At 58.3% G+C, this 17,875-nt stretch carries 17 protein-coding genes; 16 read left to right on the top strand and 1 reads right to left on the bottom strand.

The window, feature by feature from the left end:
* Positions 1–6: 6 nt before the first annotated feature.
* From ABEB25_RS01130 to ABEB25_RS01055, 16 genes are all read left to right on the top strand, one after another.
* A complete protein-coding gene (locus ABEB25_RS01130) occupies positions 7–390 on the top strand; it encodes a hypothetical protein (protein WP_345734532.1) in 384 nt (127 codons plus the stop codon).
* A gap of 6 nt (positions 391–396) precedes the next feature.
* The gene (locus ABEB25_RS01125) at positions 397–1,890 is read left to right on the top strand and encodes a cbb3-type cytochrome c oxidase subunit I (RefSeq protein WP_345734531.1); all 1,494 of its coding nucleotides are present in this window, start codon (positions 397–399) and stop codon (positions 1,888–1,890) included.
* Complete coding sequence (locus ABEB25_RS01120; RefSeq protein WP_345734530.1) at positions 1,887–2,576, top strand: cbb3-type cytochrome c oxidase subunit II; 690 nt, start codon at positions 1,887–1,889, stop codon at positions 2,574–2,576. Before ABEB25_RS01125 ends, ABEB25_RS01120 begins: the two co-directional genes overlap by 4 nt.
* Positions 2,577–2,603: 27 nt before the next feature.
* Positions 2,604–3,323 carry a c-type cytochrome gene (locus tag ABEB25_RS01115; protein WP_345734529.1) on the top strand — a complete coding sequence of 240 codons (720 nt, stop codon included), beginning with the start codon at positions 2,604–2,606 and terminating at the stop codon, positions 3,321–3,323.
* 267 nt (positions 3,324–3,590) lie between these two features.
* Positions 3,591–5,543, top strand: coding sequence for a cytochrome c oxidase subunit I (locus tag ABEB25_RS01110; protein ID WP_345734528.1), 1,953 nt, complete (start codon positions 3,591–3,593; stop codon positions 5,541–5,543).
* A 46-nt stretch (positions 5,544–5,589) separates the two neighbouring features.
* Positions 5,590–7,005, top strand: a complete 1,416-nt coding sequence (locus ABEB25_RS01105) for a cytochrome c oxidase subunit 3 (RefSeq protein WP_345734527.1) — start codon at positions 5,590–5,592, stop codon at positions 7,003–7,005.
* 36 nt (positions 7,006–7,041) lie between these two features.
* Positions 7,042–7,368 (top strand): cytochrome C oxidase subunit IV family protein, encoded by a 327-nt coding sequence (locus tag ABEB25_RS01100; RefSeq protein ID WP_345734526.1) that lies wholly within the window; start codon positions 7,042–7,044, stop codon positions 7,366–7,368.
* A 16-nt stretch (positions 7,369–7,384) separates the two neighbouring features.
* Positions 7,385–7,591, top strand: coding sequence for a hypothetical protein (locus tag ABEB25_RS01095; protein ID WP_345734525.1), 207 nt, complete (start codon positions 7,385–7,387; stop codon positions 7,589–7,591).
* 22 nt (positions 7,592–7,613) lie between these two features.
* Entirely contained in the window at positions 7,614–7,805 is a 192-nt protein-coding gene (locus tag ABEB25_RS01090; protein WP_345734524.1) for a hypothetical protein, read from the top strand.
* Positions 7,806–7,825: 20 nt separating this feature from the next.
* Positions 7,826–8,626 carry a cytochrome c oxidase subunit II gene (locus tag ABEB25_RS01085; RefSeq protein ID WP_345734523.1) on the top strand — a complete coding sequence of 267 codons (801 nt, stop codon included), beginning with the start codon at positions 7,826–7,828 and terminating at the stop codon, positions 8,624–8,626.
* An 84-nt stretch (positions 8,627–8,710) separates the two neighbouring features.
* Positions 8,711–9,739: a COX15/CtaA family protein gene (locus ABEB25_RS01080; protein ID WP_345734522.1), complete on the top strand. Its 1,029-nt coding sequence runs from the start codon at positions 8,711–8,713 to the stop codon at positions 9,737–9,739.
* 12 nt (positions 9,740–9,751) lie between these two features.
* Positions 9,752–10,696 (top strand): heme o synthase, encoded by a 945-nt coding sequence (gene cyoE, locus ABEB25_RS01075; RefSeq protein WP_345734521.1) that lies wholly within the window; start codon positions 9,752–9,754, stop codon positions 10,694–10,696.
* Positions 10,697–10,731: 35 nt separating this feature from the next.
* Positions 10,732–11,436, top strand: a complete 705-nt coding sequence (locus ABEB25_RS01070) for an SCO family protein (RefSeq protein ID WP_345734520.1) — start codon at positions 10,732–10,734, stop codon at positions 11,434–11,436.
* A gap of 31 nt (positions 11,437–11,467) precedes the next feature.
* Positions 11,468–11,902: a DUF420 domain-containing protein gene (locus tag ABEB25_RS01065; protein WP_345734519.1), complete on the top strand. Its 435-nt coding sequence runs from the start codon at positions 11,468–11,470 to the stop codon at positions 11,900–11,902.
* 98 nt (positions 11,903–12,000) lie between these two features.
* Positions 12,001–13,410: an ATP-binding protein gene (locus ABEB25_RS01060; protein ID WP_345734518.1), complete on the top strand. Its 1,410-nt coding sequence runs from the start codon at positions 12,001–12,003 to the stop codon at positions 13,408–13,410.
* A gap of 6 nt (positions 13,411–13,416) precedes the next feature.
* Positions 13,417–14,709, top strand: coding sequence for a tetratricopeptide repeat protein (locus ABEB25_RS01055; RefSeq protein ID WP_345734517.1), 1,293 nt, complete (start codon positions 13,417–13,419; stop codon positions 14,707–14,709).
* Positions 14,710–14,739: 30 nt separating this feature from the next.
* Here ABEB25_RS01055 and ABEB25_RS01050 read toward each other — a convergent pair whose 3' ends face one another.
* The gene (locus ABEB25_RS01050) at positions 14,740–17,772 is read right to left on the bottom strand and encodes a DUF7133 domain-containing protein (RefSeq protein WP_345734516.1); all 3,033 of its coding nucleotides are present in this window, start codon (positions 17,770–17,772) and stop codon (positions 14,740–14,742) included.
* Between the last annotated feature and the right edge of the window lie 103 nt (positions 17,773–17,875).

The raw sequence follows: 17,875 nt of genomic DNA, 5'->3' as shown, positions 1-17,875 counted from the left end.
CCTTTCATGTCTTCGACTGCAACATCCTCGAAAGCCGGAGCCACCTTCCTTTGGGTGCTTGGCGCATTCGCCAGCTTCGCCGTTTTGTTTTATGTAATCCAGGCTTCCTTTGCCACCCAAGGCGCTGAAGATCCTCGTGCGCCTGAACGTCTCGCCAACAAGGAAGAGATCCTCAAAGCGCAGAATGAGCTCGTCGCCAAGATGGGCCTGAACGATCCCGCCAAAAAGGCCGTCATCTTCACCAAAACGCTCGAAACCCTGAAGGGCAAACCCGCAGGCGTCAGCACCCAGGTCGTCCCTGGTTCCCCCACCCAACTGAAACAGGCGGCCGCCCCGGCCCCTGCTGCTCCGGCTCCCGCCGCCCCTGCAGCCACTCCTCCTGCGAACTGATTTTTCTTGCCCCTGGAACCTATGCAGACCACCCCAGCATCCACGGATACCCTCGCTGACAACCTTCGCCGCGCGGCGATTGATAAGTCAGTGAAAGGCCCGGTGCTCTTCCTCTTCCTCAACGGCGCTTTCTGGCTGATGGCTTCCACCATCCTGGGCGTCTTGGCCGCCATCAAGCAGTTCGCTCCCGACTTCCTCGGCGCTTGCAGCGTGCTTCAATACGGCCGCCTCCAGCCCACTCACCTCAATGCCCTCGTTTACGGCTGGGGTGTTCAGGCTGGCCTCGGTGCCATGCTCTGGATCATGGCCCGTCGTTCTGGTCAGGAACTTCGCACAGGCAAAAGCGTCCTCTACGTGGCCGCCATCTTCTGGAACATCGCCGTCACCATCGGTCTCGTCGCGATTCTCCTCGGCAAAAGCACCTCCATGCAGTGGCTGGAAATGCCGTCCTTCATCTGGCCCGTGCTGCTCATCAGTTTCCTCGCTTTTGCCTGGCCCATGGTGTTCATGTTTGGCCGCGCTTTCCGTCCCGAAGGTTTCATGGTCAGCACCTGGTACATCATCGGTGCGTGCTTCTGGTTCCCCTGGATTTTCGTCACCGCCAATGTCGCCCTTCATTGCCTTCCAGGCCTGGGCGCTCTGGGTGCCGGTATCAATGCTTGGTACGTTCACACGATGATTCTGCTGTTCTTCGCTCCTGTGGCGATTGGTGCAGCTTACTACTTCATCCCGAAAATCACTGGTCAACCCATCGCCAGCTCCCAGCTTTCCCAGATTGGTTTCTGGCTCCTGGCAGTCCTCGGCGGTTGGACGGGTATGCAGCACTACATGGGCGGCCCTCTTCCCGCCTGGATGCCAGCCATCGGCGCTGCCACGGGTGTTCTCCTTCTGATTCCTGTCGGAGTGGTAGGTCTGAACCATCACCTCACCACGCTGGGCAAGCACAGCATGGTCGCCTCCAGCCCAACCCTGCGTTTCGTCTTTTTCGGAGCCCTTTTCTACCCGGTTAGCGGTGCCATCCTGGCCCTGATCTCCAACTTCTCCACAGGTGCCGCCCTCCAGTTCACCCAGGCTTGGTATGGTTTCCAGATCGTCGCCGTCTATGGCTTCTTCAGCATGACCATCTTCGGAGCCATCTACTACATCGTTCCTCGCCTCACCGGCTGCGAGTGGCTCTCCGTCCGCCTCATCCGCAATCACTTCTGGTTCTCCGTTTATGGCATTGGTGCCATCGTCGTCACCAGCCTCGTCGCCGGTGCCCAGCAGGGCGGCGACCTAAACTCCCCCGAAATGTGGGATCAGGATTTCATGCAGCTTGCCCTGAACCTTCGTCCCTACATCATCGCCCGCGCCATCGCATGGGGCCTGATCACTTGGTCCAATGTTTGGTTCCTCATCCATCTCATGCTCATGGTCGCCGGTCTTGGCCGCCGCAGCTCTGCCCCGACGCTGCTTGAGCATGATCACGAAGAAGCCCTTCCCCACGCCGCCCACGCATGAGCCAGTTCCGCACCTTTATTCTCGCCCTGATTGCCAGCTTTGGTCTCCCTTGGCTGTGCCTCATCGTCATCCCGGCGGTCAAATACCAGGCCCTCACCCAAATCGCTTACGACAAAGATCGTGACGGCGTGGAAGGTCTCTACCCACCCGCTCCCATCAATCGTCAGGGCCAGTTGGTCTATGCCCGTGAGGGTTGCGTCCAGTGCCACACCCAGATGATCCGCCCGACGCAGCTTGCTCTCGACGGCTGGCGCAAAGGCTGGGGCCAGGACCAGGAAGGCCGCCCGGCTGCCGCAATCCGTTCCAACAACCTTCGTGACTACCTTGGCGAACCCTTCGCTTTCCTCGGTGTCCAGCGCAACGGTCCAGACCTTACCAACTACGGCTGGCGTGCTCCAGAGCGCAGCAAGATCCACCAGATGCTGTTTGCTCCCCGGTCCCTTCACGATTGGTCCAACATGCCCTCCTTCGCTCACCTTTACACTGAGCGCCTCGCCCAGGGTCAGCCTGCTGACAAAGCCTTGAAGCTGCCGAAGAAATTCGCCGTGAAAGAAGGCTATGAAGTGATCCCGACGCCTGAGGCTGAAGCCCTGGTGGATTACCTCCTCTCCCTCAAGAAAGATTACCCTGTTCCTGGCGAATCCGCCGCTGTCGCTGCAGCCCCTGCTGCTGCCGCCAAGAAATAACCTTCGGAACACTCGCGACCCCCGCCCATGAGCGCTCCTTCCTCCTTCCCCAATCCCGACAGCAACGATCTGGACCGCCTTCACGCCGCCGTGAAGCGTGAAAAGGCCGATCTGGCCCCAGGCACTGAACCCGCACCAATGTGGGTCATCTTCTTGTTCATGATCGTCGCCATCATCGCCGGCGGCCAGCTTGGCCCCATGACCGGTGGATATAGCTTCGATGTCAGCAATCCTTTTGCCTCCAACAAGGCCTCCGACCCTCGTGGTGGTGCAGGTGGCGGAGTTGAAACAGCCGACCCCTTCCAAACCGCCATGAAAAAAGGCGCCAATGGTTACGCTGTTTGTGGTGGTTGCCATCAGGGCAACGGTGCCGGTCTTGCTGGCCAGTATCCGCCACTCGCAGGTTCGGAGTGGGTCTTGGGTGGCACAGAGCGTTTGATTCGCGTTGTTCAACATGGCTTGATCGGTCAGGTCACTGTCAAAGGACAGAACTACAACTTCCCCGGCGGCATGCAGGCCTTCGGTGCTGGCATGTCCGCCACGGATCTCGCCAACGTGCTGACTTACATCCGCAACACCTGGGGCAACGAAGCCCCGATGATCACCAAGGAAATGGTCGAAAAAGTCCGTGCGGATGAAAAACGCACCACTCAGTGGACCATGGCTGACCTTGAAGCTTTCAAAGACAAAAACGTCCCTGGAGACATTCCTGCCGGCCCTGGTGCCACGGCCCCTGCTGCCAAGTAATCGAGATCTAATTTCATGTTTCACAAATGGCAATCCGTCCATGGCAAGGCTCCCCAGGCAGTCTTAGTCGCGGTGTGGCCAAGTGAACAAAATGTTATGTCACCAACGATGGTCCAGCCTGTGCTGAACCATCGTTCTTCGTCGCTGGAAATCACGGATTCTAAGGCCTGTCTTTCAGCCACTTTTATCTCTAACTTTTTTGCCATCTAGGCCACGTCTTTTCACGATTTCGCCACGTAGTTTTCGGGTTCCTTTTTCAATCATCATATGAGCGCCGCCGCCACCACCCACGATCACTCCCACGGAGCTGATCATGCGCATGACCACCACGAGCCGGGATTCTTCGGCAAATACATCTTCTCCTGTGACCACAAGGTCATCGGCATCCAGTACGCACTTAGCGGATTGCTTTTCCTTCTGCTGGGCTTCTTCCTCATGCTGCTCATGCGCTGGAGCATCGCCTTCCCAGGACAGCCCGTCCCAGGATTGCTGTTCGTGGAGAATCTCCCCATCCTCGGCCCTCTTTTCCATGAAACCATCGGTCGCTGGGCTCCTGGCGGCATCGTCAATGGCGAGCTCTACAACATGCTCGGTGCCATGCACGGCACCATCATGGTGTTCCTTGGCATCGTGCCCCTCGGTTTCGCTGGTTTCGTCAATTTCGTCATGCCTCTCCAGATCGGCACGATCGACATGGCCTTCCCGAAACTGAACATGTGGAGCTTCTGGCTCTTCTTCGTCAGCGGCGTCCTGATGATTTACAGCTTCTTCGTCGGCACAGGCCCTGTGCAGACAGGCTGGACCATGTATTCCCCGCTCGCTTCCACCACTACTCTGGCCGTCACAAACGTCTGGGCCCACGGCCACACCTGGTGGCTCACCGCCATGGTGTTTAACATCTCCGCCTCCCTTCTGGGTTCCGTGAACGTGATCACCACCGTGATCAACCTCCGCGCCAAAGGCATGAGCTGGATGCGGATGCCTTTCTTCTGCTGGGCCATGTTCGTCACCAGCTTCCTCCTCCTCCTGGCCTTCCCTCCTCTGGAAGTCGCCGCACTCCTTCAGCTCGTGGACCGCGTCTTCGGTTCTAGCTTCTTCCTGCCGACAGGCCTCATGGAAGGCGGCCAGCACCTCGATATCTCCGGTGGCGGCAGTCCGTTGCTTTACCAGCACCTTTTCTGGTTCCTGGCTCACCCAGAAGTGTACGTGCTCATCCTTCCGGCCTTCGCCATCCTGTCTGAAGTCATCCCGGCCAATACCCGTCGCCCGCTTTGGGGATACAAGTCCATGGTCTATGCAGCCATGACCCTCGGCTTCCTCAGCTTCCTCGTCTGGGCTCACCACATGTACCTCACTGGCATGGGCACCATGATGTCCACCTACTTCCAGATCACCACGGTGCTCATTTCCGTGCCTTCCGTGATCCTGCTCACCGGCCTCATGATCTCCCTCTGGGGCGGTTCCATCCGGTTTACCCCGCAGATGTTGTTTGCATCCGCCTTCCTGCCCATGTTCGGCATTGGCGGTCTTACCGGTCTGCCTCTGGCTTTCACCTTCATTGACCTTGCCCTTCATGATACTTACTACGTGATCGGTCACTTCCACTACGTTGTGGCTCCGGGCACCATCTTCGCCCTCTTCGCAGGCGTGTATCACTGGTATCCGAAGATCACTGGTCGCATCATGAGCGACTTCCTGGGTAAGCTGCACTTCTGGCCTTCCCTCGTCGGCATGAACCTCATCTTTGCTCCGATGTTCATTCAGGGCATGGGCGGCTTCCACCGCCGCTGGTATGACGGTGGTAAGTACTTCGAACAGACCAGCAGCGCTTCCAACTGGGTGACCAAGCTGACTTCGGACTTCTTCGGTATCTTCGGCATGGACGTCCCCAACAACCTCCTTGGCCTGAACGTGCTGATGACCTTCGGCGCGACCATCCTCGCCTTGGGCCAGGTGCCCTTCATCCTGAACGTCTTCCTCAGCATCAAAGGCGGTAGGAAGGCCAACAGCGACAACCCATGGCATTGCACCACCCTCGAGTGGGCCACCCCAACGCCACCTCCGCACGGCAACTTCACGTTCGAGCCCATCGTCACCCGTGGCCCTTACGAATACAGCGTTCCTGGCTGCACCCAGGACTACCTGCCCCAGTGGGAAAGCGAGCCAGGCAAAGCCGCCACCGCTCCTGCTTCCACACCCGCCCCGGTTGCTCATCATTGATCCGAGCCCAGACCTGAGAACTGAACCCTGAGCAATTCCTTTCGCAATGGACATCCCCTATACCGTAACCGCCCGTCCTGACACGGGCCTCTACAATGCCAAAGTGGGCATTTGGCTCTTCCTCGCTTCCGAGGTGATGCTTTTCGGCGGCCTTTTCTCTTCCTACATCTTCCTGCGTGTGGGGGCAGACTATCACTGGCCCGTGCATGAGCTGAACGTGACCATGGGGTTCATCAACACCCTGGTGCTCATCTTCTCTTCCGTCACGGTCTTGCTCGCCTGGGCCAACTTGAAGCTTCGTAACATCGGCAAATTCAAGATGTACATGGCCCTCACCATCCTTTGCGCCATGGCTTTCATGGTTATCAAGGGTTTTGAGTACCGCTCCAAGTTCAATCACTACGCCGTCAAGCTGACCGATGGCACCTTCCTCACGGGTCACCTGGACGAGGGTTATGAAATCAAATTCGGCGAAGCTAAGGACTTCACCCTCACCATCACGGGCGAAAACAAAGCCGTTGATGCTGACCCGGCTGGCTACGTGGTGCCTTTCGTTGACGGCGAACTGCCTTCCTTCAAGCTCGACTCCGGCGAAGAATTCTCCCTGGAAGCCTCCGCTTTCAAAGCCTTCCGCAAGAAGACCGTCGCCGCCGCCAAGGAAACCCTTGAAAAGCGCCGCCAGGAACTGCGTGATCAGGGCAAGGCCGACAAAGCCCGTGAACTGAACATCGTCCCTGACACCACGATCAAGATCGTCGCCAGCCAGCCTGTGAAGTTCAAGGTCAAGCCTTCCAAGCTTCTCGGTTACTCCGCTGATACCATCACTTTCGCCGACGGCACCACCGCCAAAGGCAAGCTGATTGACGACAAAATGACCCTCACCGTGGATGGCGTGGATGCACGATCCGTCCCAGACGCTGAGAAGTCCCTCGCCTGGAGCAGCCAGTATCTGGGTGAAGGCTGGAAAAAAGCTTTCATTGCCAACCGCGACCACGCCCAGGCAGAGTTCAAGGAACACTACCCGAACCGCGATCCTCAAAAGAGCGCTACCCATCAGAAGGAAGCCTTCTACTTGAAGGTTGAATCTGACACGCCCCCTGCAGCCTCTACCGCCCATGGCGAAGGCCATGCAGCCGAAGCTAAGGCTGCTCACGGTGACTCCCATGACGCGCACGCTGGCCACGGTCCTAAAGTGGTCCTGGAAAAGAAAGACATCGCTTTCTACTCCAACTACACGCCAAAACTGAACACCTACTACGCCATCTATTTCACCCTCACAGGCCTGCACGGTCTGCACGTGGTGGCAGGTGCCCTGGTGCTGACTTACTTCCTCCTGTTCGACGGCAAGATGCTTCGCAACGACCCCGAGCGCCTCGCCAATCGAGTCGAAGTCGGCGGCCTGTTCTGGCACTTTGTGGATTTGGTGTGGATCTTCCTTTTCCCACTGCTTTATCTCCTCTAATCGACAGTTTCTCTTCACCCCTTTTCTCTCAAGTTTATGGCCGACAGTCCTGAAGAAATCCACAAGTCGATCAAAAAGATCATCGTCGTTGGGTCCGCCCTCGCGGTCCTCACCGGTGCCACGGTCGGTCTTTCCTACGTGGAATTGCCCACTCACAGCATGAACATCCTGGTGGGCATGATCCTGGCCGCCTTCAAGGCAGGTCTCGTCGCCCTCATCTTCATGCACTTGAATCACGAGGCGAAGCTGATCTACAAAATCCTCGCTTTCACCGCAGCCTTCGCCATCGCGTTGTTCTTCCTGTTCGTATTCTCTGCCAGTGACCCGTTGGTCTTCCACGGCTTTTACGACAGCAACAACTGATCCCCCTCATCCGGCCATGTCCCTCAAGCACTTCCACATCGTCTTTCTCTTTTTCGCCATCCTCGGTGACCTAGGTTTCTGGCTGTGGACTCGCATGCTCCCTGAGCAGGCGGCTTCCCTGGGCGTGACTCGGCTCGGTGCTTTCGCTGGCTGGCTCAGTCTTGTGATGACTGCCTATGGCATTTGGTATGTGGTGAAAAAGAGCCGCACCATCATTGTCTAAATCCTTTCCCCTCGCTTCCTTCATGAACGCTTCCCTTTTCCAGTTTGCCTGCGCCACTTGCCGCCCAGATCCGGGCAGTGTGATGGCCCAGGCCCAAGACTTGGCCGTTCTCGTCATGTTGGGTTTCCTGGCCCTCGGCATGGGTGCTGTGGGTCTGATCTTCTTTAACTTTGTCCGTAAACAAAACCGTCTCTCCGCTGACGCGCAGTTTTAATTCTCCCCTCGCAATCTCTCATGAGCGTCTCTGACATCAATACCTGGATCGGCATCACTCAAAACGCCTCTGAGCACGGCGGTCTTGTGGATCACATGCTCGGCTTCGTCCACTGGTTCATGCTGGCCCTGTTCATCGGCTGGTCGATCTTCCTCACGATCGCCTTCACCCGTTTTCGCAAGTCGAAAAACCCCTCTGCCGACTACCACGGCGTCCGTGGCCATGCATCTACCCACATCGAAATCGGCGTGGTCGTGGTGGAAGCCATCCTCCTCCTCGGTTTCGCCTTTCCTCTCTGGTCCCGTCAGGCCGACGACTTCCCGACCAGCCCAGACACCATCAAAATCCGCGCTTTGGGCGAGAAGTTCCTCTGGAACTTCCAGTATCCGGGCAATGACATGATGCTCAGCACCTGGAGCATGAAGGGCATTACCCCTTCGAACGTCACCGGCCGTGACCTCATGGACCCGAACGGCAAGGACGACTTCGTCAGCCCTAGCACCATGAAGCTTCCTGTGGGCCGCCCCGTCATTGTCGACGTCAGCAGCAAGGATGTGATCCATAACCTGGCCCTCGTGCCGATGCGTTCCGCCCAGGATGCCATCCCCGGTGTGAAAGCCCACATGTGGTTCAAGCCGGTGAAGGAAGGTACTTGGGACATCATCTGCGGTCAGCTTTGCGGCCCGGGCCACGCTCAGATGCGTGCCGTGCTGGAAGTTATGGATGGCAAAGAATACGATGAGTGGGCCAAGGAGCAGTCTGCCACCGCTGCCGCTAAGTCGGCTGCCGCAGCCGCACCGCCTGTGGCTTCCGCCCAGTAATCCGACTTTTCCTGTTCAGCATTTTTTTTCGGGAATGTCCCGCTTCTGATCAGGGAGCGGGACGTTTTATTTTAACCACCGACCATGATCTGGACCCGCTTTCAAAAAATCGCCCTCATCGCCTTCATTACCGTGGAGGTTCTGATTTTTGTCGGTGCCGTGGTACGGGCCACAGGCTCTGGACTCGGCTGTCCTGACTGGCCTAAATGCTACGGCTGCTGGGTCCCTCCGACCAGCGCCGACGACATCGATTTCAGCAAACTTAAGATCGAAAAATTCCGCGCCAAAGCTGCCGCGCATGGACGTGATCCAGCGACCATCACCCCTGAAACCCTAAAGGCAGAGTTCGATCCTGTCGCCACTTGGATCGAATACGTGAACCGCCTCACCAGCATGCCTGTTGGAATAGCGATGCTCTGCCTTCTCATCGCCTCCTTCGGCCAGATCCGGCTTCATCGGCAGCGCGTCTTTTGGGCTTCCTCCGCCTCTTTCATTCTGGTCCTGGTGAACGCATGGCTGGGCATGCGGGTGGTCTTAAGCGGGCTCAAGCCGGGCATCATCACTCTCCACATGGCCCTGGCCATCCTGCTGCAATGCGTCCTGGTCTATACCGCTTGGCGCGCCAATGACAGCCCTTGGAGGCTCCCGTGGAAATGCCAACCCTCCCCTGCCCTGCGCCGGATCGCCTGGGTACTTTTTGCCCTCATCGTCATCGAAGGCATCATGGGATCGCAGGTGCGCGAACTCACGGACCATCTCGCCCACACCCACGCCGGGCATCCTCGCAGCGAGTGGGTGACAGAACTGGAGCAAAGCTGGGTTTACCTCCTGCATCGCAGTTTCTCCTGGCTCATCCTCTTCGCCGGTGCCGCCTTTTTGCACCTCAGCCGCCGTCACCTCACCCGCACTGGTTGGCTGGAGTGGAGCGTCTTTGGCCTGATCTTCAGTCAAATGATTCTCGGTGTGGTCTTGGCCCACGTAGGGATTGTTGGCATCGCCCAGGTGCTGCACATTGGCCTCTCCTCTTTACTCGTCAGTGCCCTCTTCCTCTGGCTTCTGGGTTCTTCCGGAAAGGTTGTCAGTGTTTCTGGCGCATTGTCGCCAGCGCGTTAAGTTGCCCTCCCCATGTCCGAAAGCGCCAGCCCCTCCCCCGAGCCTGCCTCCAAAACCTGGAGCATGAATGACCTGCTTGTGCTCACCAAGTTCCGTCTCAGCGCCCTGGTCATCGTCACCACCTTTGTCGGCTTCTGGCTACGGGCTGGCACCTCGCTCGATGGCTGGCTGCTTTTCCACACCATCCTCGGCAGCAGCCTTGCCGCCTTTGGTGCGGGTGTTTTCAATCAGCTCATGGAGATCGAGCCAGACTCCCGGATGACCCGCACAGCCGACCGTCCCCTGCCCGCGGGCCGCATCAGTCCCAGCGCTGCCTTTGGCATCGGCTGGCTGCTCAGTGCCTTCGCCCTCATTCACCTCGTCGCCAAGGTGAACTTCGAAGCTGCCGCCCTCACGGCCCTCACCCTGGCCACCTACCTTTTTATCTATACGCCGCTAAAAAGGCAGTCCCCGACCAATACCCTTGTCGGGGCCGTTTCCGGAGCCCTGCCGCCCCTCATTGGTTGGGCCGGGGCCGCTGGGCAACTTCCACGGGACGAGGCCTACGTTCGCTGGCAGCTTCTCTTGGAGCCCGGGGCCATCTATCTCTTCGCCCTGCTCTTCCTCTGGCAGCTCCCCCATTTCCTGGCCATCAACTGGATGTATCGGGATGAGTACCGCCGGGGTGGTTTTATCATGCTGGCCAATGATGACGATGAAGGTGTGCGGACGTCCAAACACGCCCTGGCCTACTCCATCGCCACACTGCTGCTCATGTTTTATCCCGTGCAGCAGGGCCTCGTCGTCACCTGGATTTTCCTGCCCCTGTCCCTGGCCCTCGCTGGCTGGCTGTGCAAACTGGCCCTCGATTTCCAAAAGAATCCCGAGCGCGCCTCTGCCCGTAAGCTTTTCTTCTGCACCCTCATGTATCTGCCCGGCATCCTCATCATTTCCTCCATTGCCTGGAAGCGGGCCTGATGCCTCCCGATTTTTAAAAGCTACCTTTCCCAACCATGTCCCAGCCCGCCTCCGACCCCAAACCCTCGCTCACTCCCTGGGCCATCTGGATCCCCATCATTTTCGCCGTGCTCGGCGTGGTGGTGTTCTACAACTACCTGATCGCGATGCAGGACCAGGCGAAGAGCGAGGATAAAAACCGCCCTGCCATCCTGGGCCGCCTGGAGCGCGACCTGGAGCTGACGGAGCGCGACGGTCGCAAAGTCCACCTCGATGAATTGCGCGGCAAGGTCCTGCTAACGTCCTGGGTTTACACTCGCTGCCCGCGCGGCTGCGCTGGCGTCATCGCCAAGCTGAAGAAACTCCAGGAAGAGTACAAGGACAACCCGAACGTCCACTTCATCTCCTTCACCCTGGATCCTGAAGACACCCCAGAAATGATGCAGAAATTTGCCCGTGGCATCAACGTCCAAGACACCGACCCCTGGTGGTTCGTGAATGGAGCCAAGGATGAAGTGCGCAACTACATGACCCAGTTCATGAAATTCCGCCCCGTGCAGGACCTACCCGAGGCTGACCGCCTGTCTCCGGATGACAAGTACATCCACGACCTTCGAGTCGCCCTGGTGGATCACAAAGGCCACGTGCGCGGCACTCAGTACGATCTCATGAATGCCGACCCCCAGTTCGGTGACTACTTCGAAGCCCAGCTACGCAAAGACCTGAACTTCATCCTCAAGGAAAAGGAACAGGGCAAATAACAGCCTCGCTTTTCAACCCACGCACCTCACTATGACTGTTTACGACTTGCCACCGATCAATGCCACCCTGAACGCCTGTGCCACGGTTTTCATTATTCTGGGCCTCATCTTCATCAAGGTCGGCAACAAAAAGGCACATATCGTCTGCATGGCCACAGCGCTGACTTTCTCAGCCGTGTTCCTGGGCTGCTACCTGTATTATCACTTCCATGTGCTGCATGTGAAGTTCGCCGGTACAGGGAACATCAAGACCTTCTATTATGGGTTGCTGATCACCCATGTCTTTTTGGCCATCGTCAACCTGCCCATGATCATCATGACGGTCATCCCGGCACTTCGGCAGCGCTTTGACAAGCACAAGCGACTCGCCAAATGGACCGCCCCCATCTGGCTCTATGTCTCCATCACAGGCGTCATCGTTTACATGATGTGCTATCAGTGGTACGGCCCGCCGCTCCGTTCCTGAATGGGCATGAGGTTGGACACGGAAACCAGCCGCCATTCAAGCGAATGACACGATAATATCTCTTGCGTGCCCCTAGGTCGCACGCTGGACTCAGGGGCATGGCTCAAAACCTCGATGCCCTCCGTCTGGCCCTGCAACATTCTCCCGACAATGTGCCCCTGCTCCTGATCTACGCCGCAGGCTGCATGGAAGAATTGCTGCATGACGAGGCCGAGGCTGCCTTTAACAGCGTCCTCAAACTAGACGCGGACAATGCGGAAGCTCGCACCGGGCTAGCCCAGGTGGCCCTGCTACAGGGGCGTCATTCCGAAGCCGCCGTGCGTGCTGAACAATTGATCGCCAACAAGCCTGACTTTGCCCCCGGTTATCTCCTGCTGGCGCGCATCCTGGTCACCGAAGGCGAACTCGGCCGCGCCCGCAGCCTCTATGACAAAGCCTTGGCCCTGAACCCTTCCCTTTCCGATCCGGGTCTGGAGAAGGATCTTAGCAACATCAAGCCCAGCGACGATGAAACCGGTAGCCGCAAACGCGCCGGCCTCGCCTCCAATGGCGACTACGTGGAGGCTGATGAGGAAGAAGACGAGGATGAAGAAGACAGCCAGCCACGTGGCGGCTCCGCCTCTGACCTGGGCCTCGCCGACTTTGAAAAACCCAAGCTGAACTTCAGCAGCGTGGGTGGCATGGAGGCGCTGAAAGAGGAGATCCGCATGAAGATCATGTACCCGCTTCAGCATGCGGAACTGTTCAAAGCCTACGATAAAAAAGTCGGCGGTGGAGTCCTCCTCTATGGCCCTCCGGGCTGCGGCAAGACCCTCATCAGCAAAGCCACCGCTGGTGAGATCAAGGCCAACTTCATCGCCCTCGGCCTGCATCAAATCCTCGACATGTGGATCGGAAACTCCGAGAAAAACATGCATGAAGTCTTTGAGCTGGCGCGCAAGAACGCACCCTGCGTGCTTTTCTTTGATGAAGTGGATGCCCTGGCCGCTGACCGCCGGGATCTGCGCCAAAGTGCAGGGCGAAATCTCATCAACCAGTTCCTCTCCGAGATGGATGGAGCCGACTCCCAAAACGATGGTGTCCTGATTCTCGGTGCGACCAATGCCCCCTGGCACATTGACCCCGCCTTCCGCCGTCCGGGCCGCTTTGACCGCACGCTGTTTGTGCCGCCACCGGATGAACCGGGCCGCGCCTCCATCATTGAGGTGATGGCCGAGAAAAAGCCTATCGGCGAATTGGATCCGCGTGCCCTGGCCAAGAAGACCCCTGACTTTTCCGGGGCCGATCTGAAGGCTGTCTTCGACCTCGCCACCGAGGAAGTTTTGACCGAAGTCATGCGCACTGGCAAGGTGGTGCCCCTGACCACCAAGGAACTGATCAAGGCCGCAGGCCGCCATAAACCGACCACGAAGGCCTGGTTTGAGAGCGCCAAAAACTACGCCATGTACTCGAATCAAAGCGGGTTCTATGACGATGTGCTGAAGTACCTCGGGCTCCTCAAACGCTAGCACCTCATGTCCGATTACGAAGCCACCAACGCCAGCACGCATTTCGCCCGCGGCCGCCTTTTGCAGACGCAGCACCGCTTCACGGATGCCGTGAAATGCTACCAGCAGGCGCTGGAGCTGGATCCCAATCACTCTCCCAGTTATGTCATGCTGGCGCTGTGCTGGCTGAACGATAACAGCACCGTGGCGAATGCCGTGGATGCTGCCCAGCGCGCGGTGGGACTGGAGCCTGAAGATCCCTTCGCCCATGGAGTCTTGGCCCTAACTTTGAATGCCAAGGCCAAAGATGGCCAGACAAGCGCCATTCAAGACGCGCTGAAGCATGCCGAAGCAGCCACCTCCATTGATCCCGACAGTGACTTCGCCCATGCGGTCACCGCCCGCATCCATCTGCGGCTACGCGACTACCCGCAGGCGGAAGCCTCAGCACGCAAAGCCCTGCAACTGGATACGGAGAACACCATGGCCGCCGAGGTCCTCTCGGCAGCTCTGCTCATGCAGAAGAAGGACCAGGATCATCAAAGCCTGATTGATTACCAGCTCCAACGTGACCCCGATGATGACAGCGCCCACACGAGCGCTGGCTGGCATGCGCTGATGCAGGGAGATCACAAGCGTGCCAACCAGCATTTCATGGAAGCCCTGAGGCTCAGCCCCATGAACGAAAGCGCTCGCATGGGCCTGGTGGAATCCTTCCGTGCACGTTCATCCGTCTATCGGCTGCAGCTTCGCTTTGCCCACTTCATGAACCAGTTCACCGAAGGCCGGCAGAACATGATCATGATCGGTGGTTTCGTGGCCTACAAGGTGGTCAGCACCCTGCTCCAAGATGTGTCTCCAATCCTCAGTTCGATCATGATTGGGGCTTGGCTTTTGTTCGCACTCTGGTCGCATCTAGCGCGTGGGTTCAGCTCCTTCTTCCTTGTTATGGACCGCTTTGCCCGGCAGGCTCTACGGCCTCGAGAATACTGGGAAGGAGTCGTCGTTGGTGGGCTGATCTTTGCCTCGCTGGGTGCGCTAGTGATGGGTTATGTCTGGCAGATTGAGGCGGGCAGCTACTCCGCCCTGATCTTCCTTCTGGCCGCCGTCGCCAATGCGGCAGCCTTCACCAATGACCACCACCTGGGCCGCTACCTTTATGCTATCGCAGCGGGCATCGCCGGCTTTGGCGCTCTTTACATCGCAACTGCCATCTTCGGTAGAGTTGCCCTGCCCTCAGCCGAATTGTTTGGTGTTACCGCCCTGCTCATCGGCGTAGTGGTAAGCTGGCTGAGACCCTTCCGCGTGCTGTATGCATGAGCGACCTAACTATTGATTTGGCAAAATAGCTCACGGCAGCTTCATCAGATAGGCGAAGAAGTCCTTCAGGTCGGCATCGCTCATGCCGATGGTGAGGGACTCGGGCATGAGAGAGACAGGGGAGGCTTCGAGTTTCTCGATTTCGGGCTGCTTCACGGGAGTCTTGTTACCCGCGATGTCCTTCAGCACGATGCCGCTGGCATCCTGGGCATCCATGATGCCGGTGAGCATCTGGCCGTTCTTCAGCTTGACGATGTAGTTGCCGAAACCTTCGCGGATTTCGAGACTGGGGTTGAAGATGTTATCGAGCCAGAAGTCCGGGTTGGCGCGGTCATAACCGGTGAGTTCCGGGCCGATGATGTTGCCTTCACCGAAGAGCTTGTGGCAGATGGCGCAGCGGGCCATGAACTGAAGCTTGCCTTTGTCGGCATCGCCCAGACCCGTTTTGATGACGGCCTTGATGCGGGCCATCTCCTTTTCCTTGGCTTCGGTAGGCCCAGTCATAAGGAGCCCCTTCCAATGCTTCTCGATGGCCGCATCCATCTCAGGATCCTTGTAAAGGCTGAGCTGCCGAGCAGTATCAATGGTGATGTGTTTGGGCTGCACTTTGCCATCGTTGACAAAGTTGACCAGCAGGAGTGCCCATTCCTTGCGGCCCGCCAGCGTGCGCAGGGCATCCTCGCGCAGGGCTTTGTCCCCGGCGATTTGGGCCTCATAACCGGTGAGCAGGGCTTCGGGAATGCGGCGGTCGTCAAACTTCGCCGCCGCCTGCAGGATGCCGCGTTTCAGGCTCGGTGCATTGGCTCCGCCTTTCAAGATGGCCACCATCGGGGCGACGGATTCCTGTTTGCCCAGCTCCGCCAGGGTCTTGGCGATGGAGATACGCTGGGCGTTCGAGGCTTTGGAGTCCGAGAGGAGCTTGAGCGCGTCCTTGAGGGCAGCGGCACTGCCTGTGCGTAGGGCCAGGGCCAGATTGCCTCCGGACTGTTTGGCCATGTAGTCGTTCAGGGCCTTGGACAGGCTGTCCGGCAGCGGAGGCATTTCAGCGCCTTCAAAAGCCGCCGCGATTCCTGCGATGATCTTACCGCGAACGGCATCACCCGGAGCCAAAGTGAGGAGATCCGAACAGGATTGCAGATTCTCCTCACCACCTGCGAGGGCATAACGCTTGGCCAATTTCTCTGCGAGGTGATCTCGGAAAGCGGCGGTTTTTACCATCGCTGCATCGGTTTTCAGGAAGGCGAAAACGGCTTCCTTCTCTTTCTCAGCTTTGGATTCCAGGGCCCACCAAGCCAGCAAAGGAAGGTGACCGCTGATGTCTTCTTCGCCTTCAGCAGCCCAGAGCAAGGGCAGTGCGTCAGAAGCTTTCAGGCGTTTGGCGGACGCGAGGATTTGCGCCCGCACCTCCAGGTTCTTCTCGGTTTTGGCGAGGCTGGCCAGGGCTTCGGATCCACGACGTTGTTCGCCCAGGATCTTCACCGCCCAGCGGCGGATGCAAGGGTCTTTATTGCCTAACAAGGAATCCACCAAGGCCTCATTAGCAGCACCTAGCATGTCCAGCGTCCACAAGGCATCGAGAGCATACGCATCCGATGTTTTGACCTGGGTGACGAGGCGGTCTTTCAGTTCGACTAACCCGCGCCAGCCGATCTCCAGGGCAGCCTGTTTGCGGAACCATTCGTTGGTGTGGCTGAGGTGGCCGAGCAGTTCCTCAGGGGAAGCCTTGGCCAGATCAAAGGGCTTCAGCTTGGGGGCACCTGCCGCTGGGCGCACACGATAGATGCGGCCGCTGGTCTTGTGCCAGTCATCCACTGGGCTGACGTGGCTGAGGCGGGTGTCATACCAATCGGCCATGTAAAAACCACCATCGGGGCCAACGCCTGCCCAGACCGGGCGGAACCAACGGTCGGGGGAGCTCATCAGATTTTCCTCGTCCTTGCTGCGAAAGGTGGAGCCATCGGGAAAACGCTCGCTGACATAGACGACATTGGCCAAGGAGTTGGGGGCGATGATCTTGCCTTCATAACCGCTGCCGAGCAGACCGCCTTCATAGATCGCGAAGGCCTGGGGGAAACGTTTGTTGTCCCCTTCATGCTTCATGTGCTCGAACCAGCCGAAGGCGTAGGGGTTGGTCAGAGGACCGTGCTTGCCCCAGCCTTTGATGCCGTAGCTGCCCTGCTCGTAGTGCATGCCACGGGTGCTGCCGTTGTTGGTGCCGGAGAAGACACGGCCCTTGCTGTCGATGTCCAGGCTGAAGGTGTTGCCACCGCCCTCGGCGTAGATTTCGAAGAGCTTTTTGTTAGGATGATAACGCCAGATGCACTGGCCTTCCCACTTCACATTTTTGGTATTGGCGCTGCTGACGTTACCTGTAGTGGTGCTGCCATTGGCCCCATAAAGCCAGCCATCCAGGCCCCACTGGAGATTGGTGGCCACGGCGTGGGTATCTTCCAAGCCGAATCCGGTGAGTTCCACTTCAGGATCGCCATCGGGCAGGCCATCCTGGTTGGCATCAGGATAACTGAGCAGGTAAGGCGGATTCAGCACCCAGATGCGGCTCATGCCGGGCAGGGCGGCGCTGGCGATATTCAGGCCGGTGATTACATCCGTATGCTTGTCGAAAGCGCCGTCGCCATCGGTGTCTTCAAAGACGGTGATTTTGTCCCCGCCCTTTTCACCACGTGGCGGTGGCAGCGGTGCCTTGTCAAACTTGGCGCGCAGGTGCTGGTCGTAACTGACGATCTTCAGCCCCGCCGGAAACTGATACTGGCGATACTGCGTGACCCACATGCGGCCTTTGGAATCCCAACTGGCGTAGAGCGGTTGCTCCACGGCAGGTTCCGAGGCCATGAGATCCACCGCCACATCGCTGCGGGTGATGAATTTTTTCACGGCATTCAGAGGAGGGGTCGGCGGGGTGTCATCCGCCATCACGCCACGACCTTTGCGCGTCTCCATGATCTTTTTGACCTCTTCATTGCCGGCCACGGCCCCGAGCTGCTGCGCAGACACGGGCAGGCTAAGGCCAAGCAAGGCGGGGAGGAGAATACGGGCGGATGTCATTAAAGATAGAACAGCAGAGGAGATGAGGTTTCCGGCGGGCTTGTGGCGGGTTGGCGTATTCCTGTGACTTTGGGCGTTGGCGGAAGATGGAACGAAGCAAGGG

Origin of the sequence: Prosthecobacter algae (assembly GCF_039542385.1) — a bacterium.
In the GTDB taxonomy this organism is placed as follows: domain Bacteria; phylum Verrucomicrobiota; class Verrucomicrobiia; order Verrucomicrobiales; family Verrucomicrobiaceae; genus Prosthecobacter; species Prosthecobacter algae.
The sequence above is the reverse complement of the archived record's forward strand: the minus strand, read 5'-3'. Positions and strand labels throughout refer to the sequence as shown.

What these genes read in the sequence shown, in the direction of transcription:
- ABEB25_RS01130 (WP_345734532.1), top strand. Translation starts at nt 7, where the DNA reads ATGTCTTCGACTGCAACATCCTCGAAAGCCGGAGCCACCTTCCTTTGG.
- ABEB25_RS01120 (WP_345734530.1), top strand. Translation starts at nt 1,887, where the DNA reads ATGAGCCAGTTCCGCACCTTTATTCTCGCCCTGATTGCCAGCTTTGGT.
- ABEB25_RS01115 (WP_345734529.1), top strand. Translation starts at nt 2,604, where the DNA reads ATGAGCGCTCCTTCCTCCTTCCCCAATCCCGACAGCAACGATCTGGAC.
- ABEB25_RS01110 (WP_345734528.1), top strand. Translation starts at nt 3,591, where the DNA reads ATGAGCGCCGCCGCCACCACCCACGATCACTCCCACGGAGCTGATCAT.
- ABEB25_RS01105 (WP_345734527.1), top strand. Translation starts at nt 5,590, where the DNA reads ATGGACATCCCCTATACCGTAACCGCCCGTCCTGACACGGGCCTCTAC.
- ABEB25_RS01100 (WP_345734526.1), top strand. Translation starts at nt 7,042, where the DNA reads ATGGCCGACAGTCCTGAAGAAATCCACAAGTCGATCAAAAAGATCATC.
- ABEB25_RS01095 (WP_345734525.1), top strand. Translation starts at nt 7,385, where the DNA reads ATGTCCCTCAAGCACTTCCACATCGTCTTTCTCTTTTTCGCCATCCTC.
- ABEB25_RS01090 (WP_345734524.1), top strand. Translation starts at nt 7,614, where the DNA reads ATGAACGCTTCCCTTTTCCAGTTTGCCTGCGCCACTTGCCGCCCAGAT.
- ABEB25_RS01085 (WP_345734523.1), top strand. Translation starts at nt 7,826, where the DNA reads ATGAGCGTCTCTGACATCAATACCTGGATCGGCATCACTCAAAACGCC.
- ABEB25_RS01080 (WP_345734522.1), top strand. Translation starts at nt 8,711, where the DNA reads ATGATCTGGACCCGCTTTCAAAAAATCGCCCTCATCGCCTTCATTACC.
- cyoE (WP_345734521.1), top strand. Translation starts at nt 9,752, where the DNA reads ATGTCCGAAAGCGCCAGCCCCTCCCCCGAGCCTGCCTCCAAAACCTGG.
- ABEB25_RS01070 (WP_345734520.1), top strand. Translation starts at nt 10,732, where the DNA reads ATGTCCCAGCCCGCCTCCGACCCCAAACCCTCGCTCACTCCCTGGGCC.
- ABEB25_RS01065 (WP_345734519.1), top strand. Translation starts at nt 11,468, where the DNA reads ATGACTGTTTACGACTTGCCACCGATCAATGCCACCCTGAACGCCTGT.
- ABEB25_RS01060 (WP_345734518.1), top strand. Translation starts at nt 12,001, where the DNA reads ATGGCTCAAAACCTCGATGCCCTCCGTCTGGCCCTGCAACATTCTCCC.
- ABEB25_RS01055 (WP_345734517.1), top strand. Translation starts at nt 13,417, where the DNA reads ATGTCCGATTACGAAGCCACCAACGCCAGCACGCATTTCGCCCGCGGC.
- ABEB25_RS01050 (WP_345734516.1), bottom strand. Translation starts at nt 17,772, where the DNA reads ATGACATCCGCCCGTATTCTCCTCCCCGCCTTGCTTGGCCTTAGCCTG.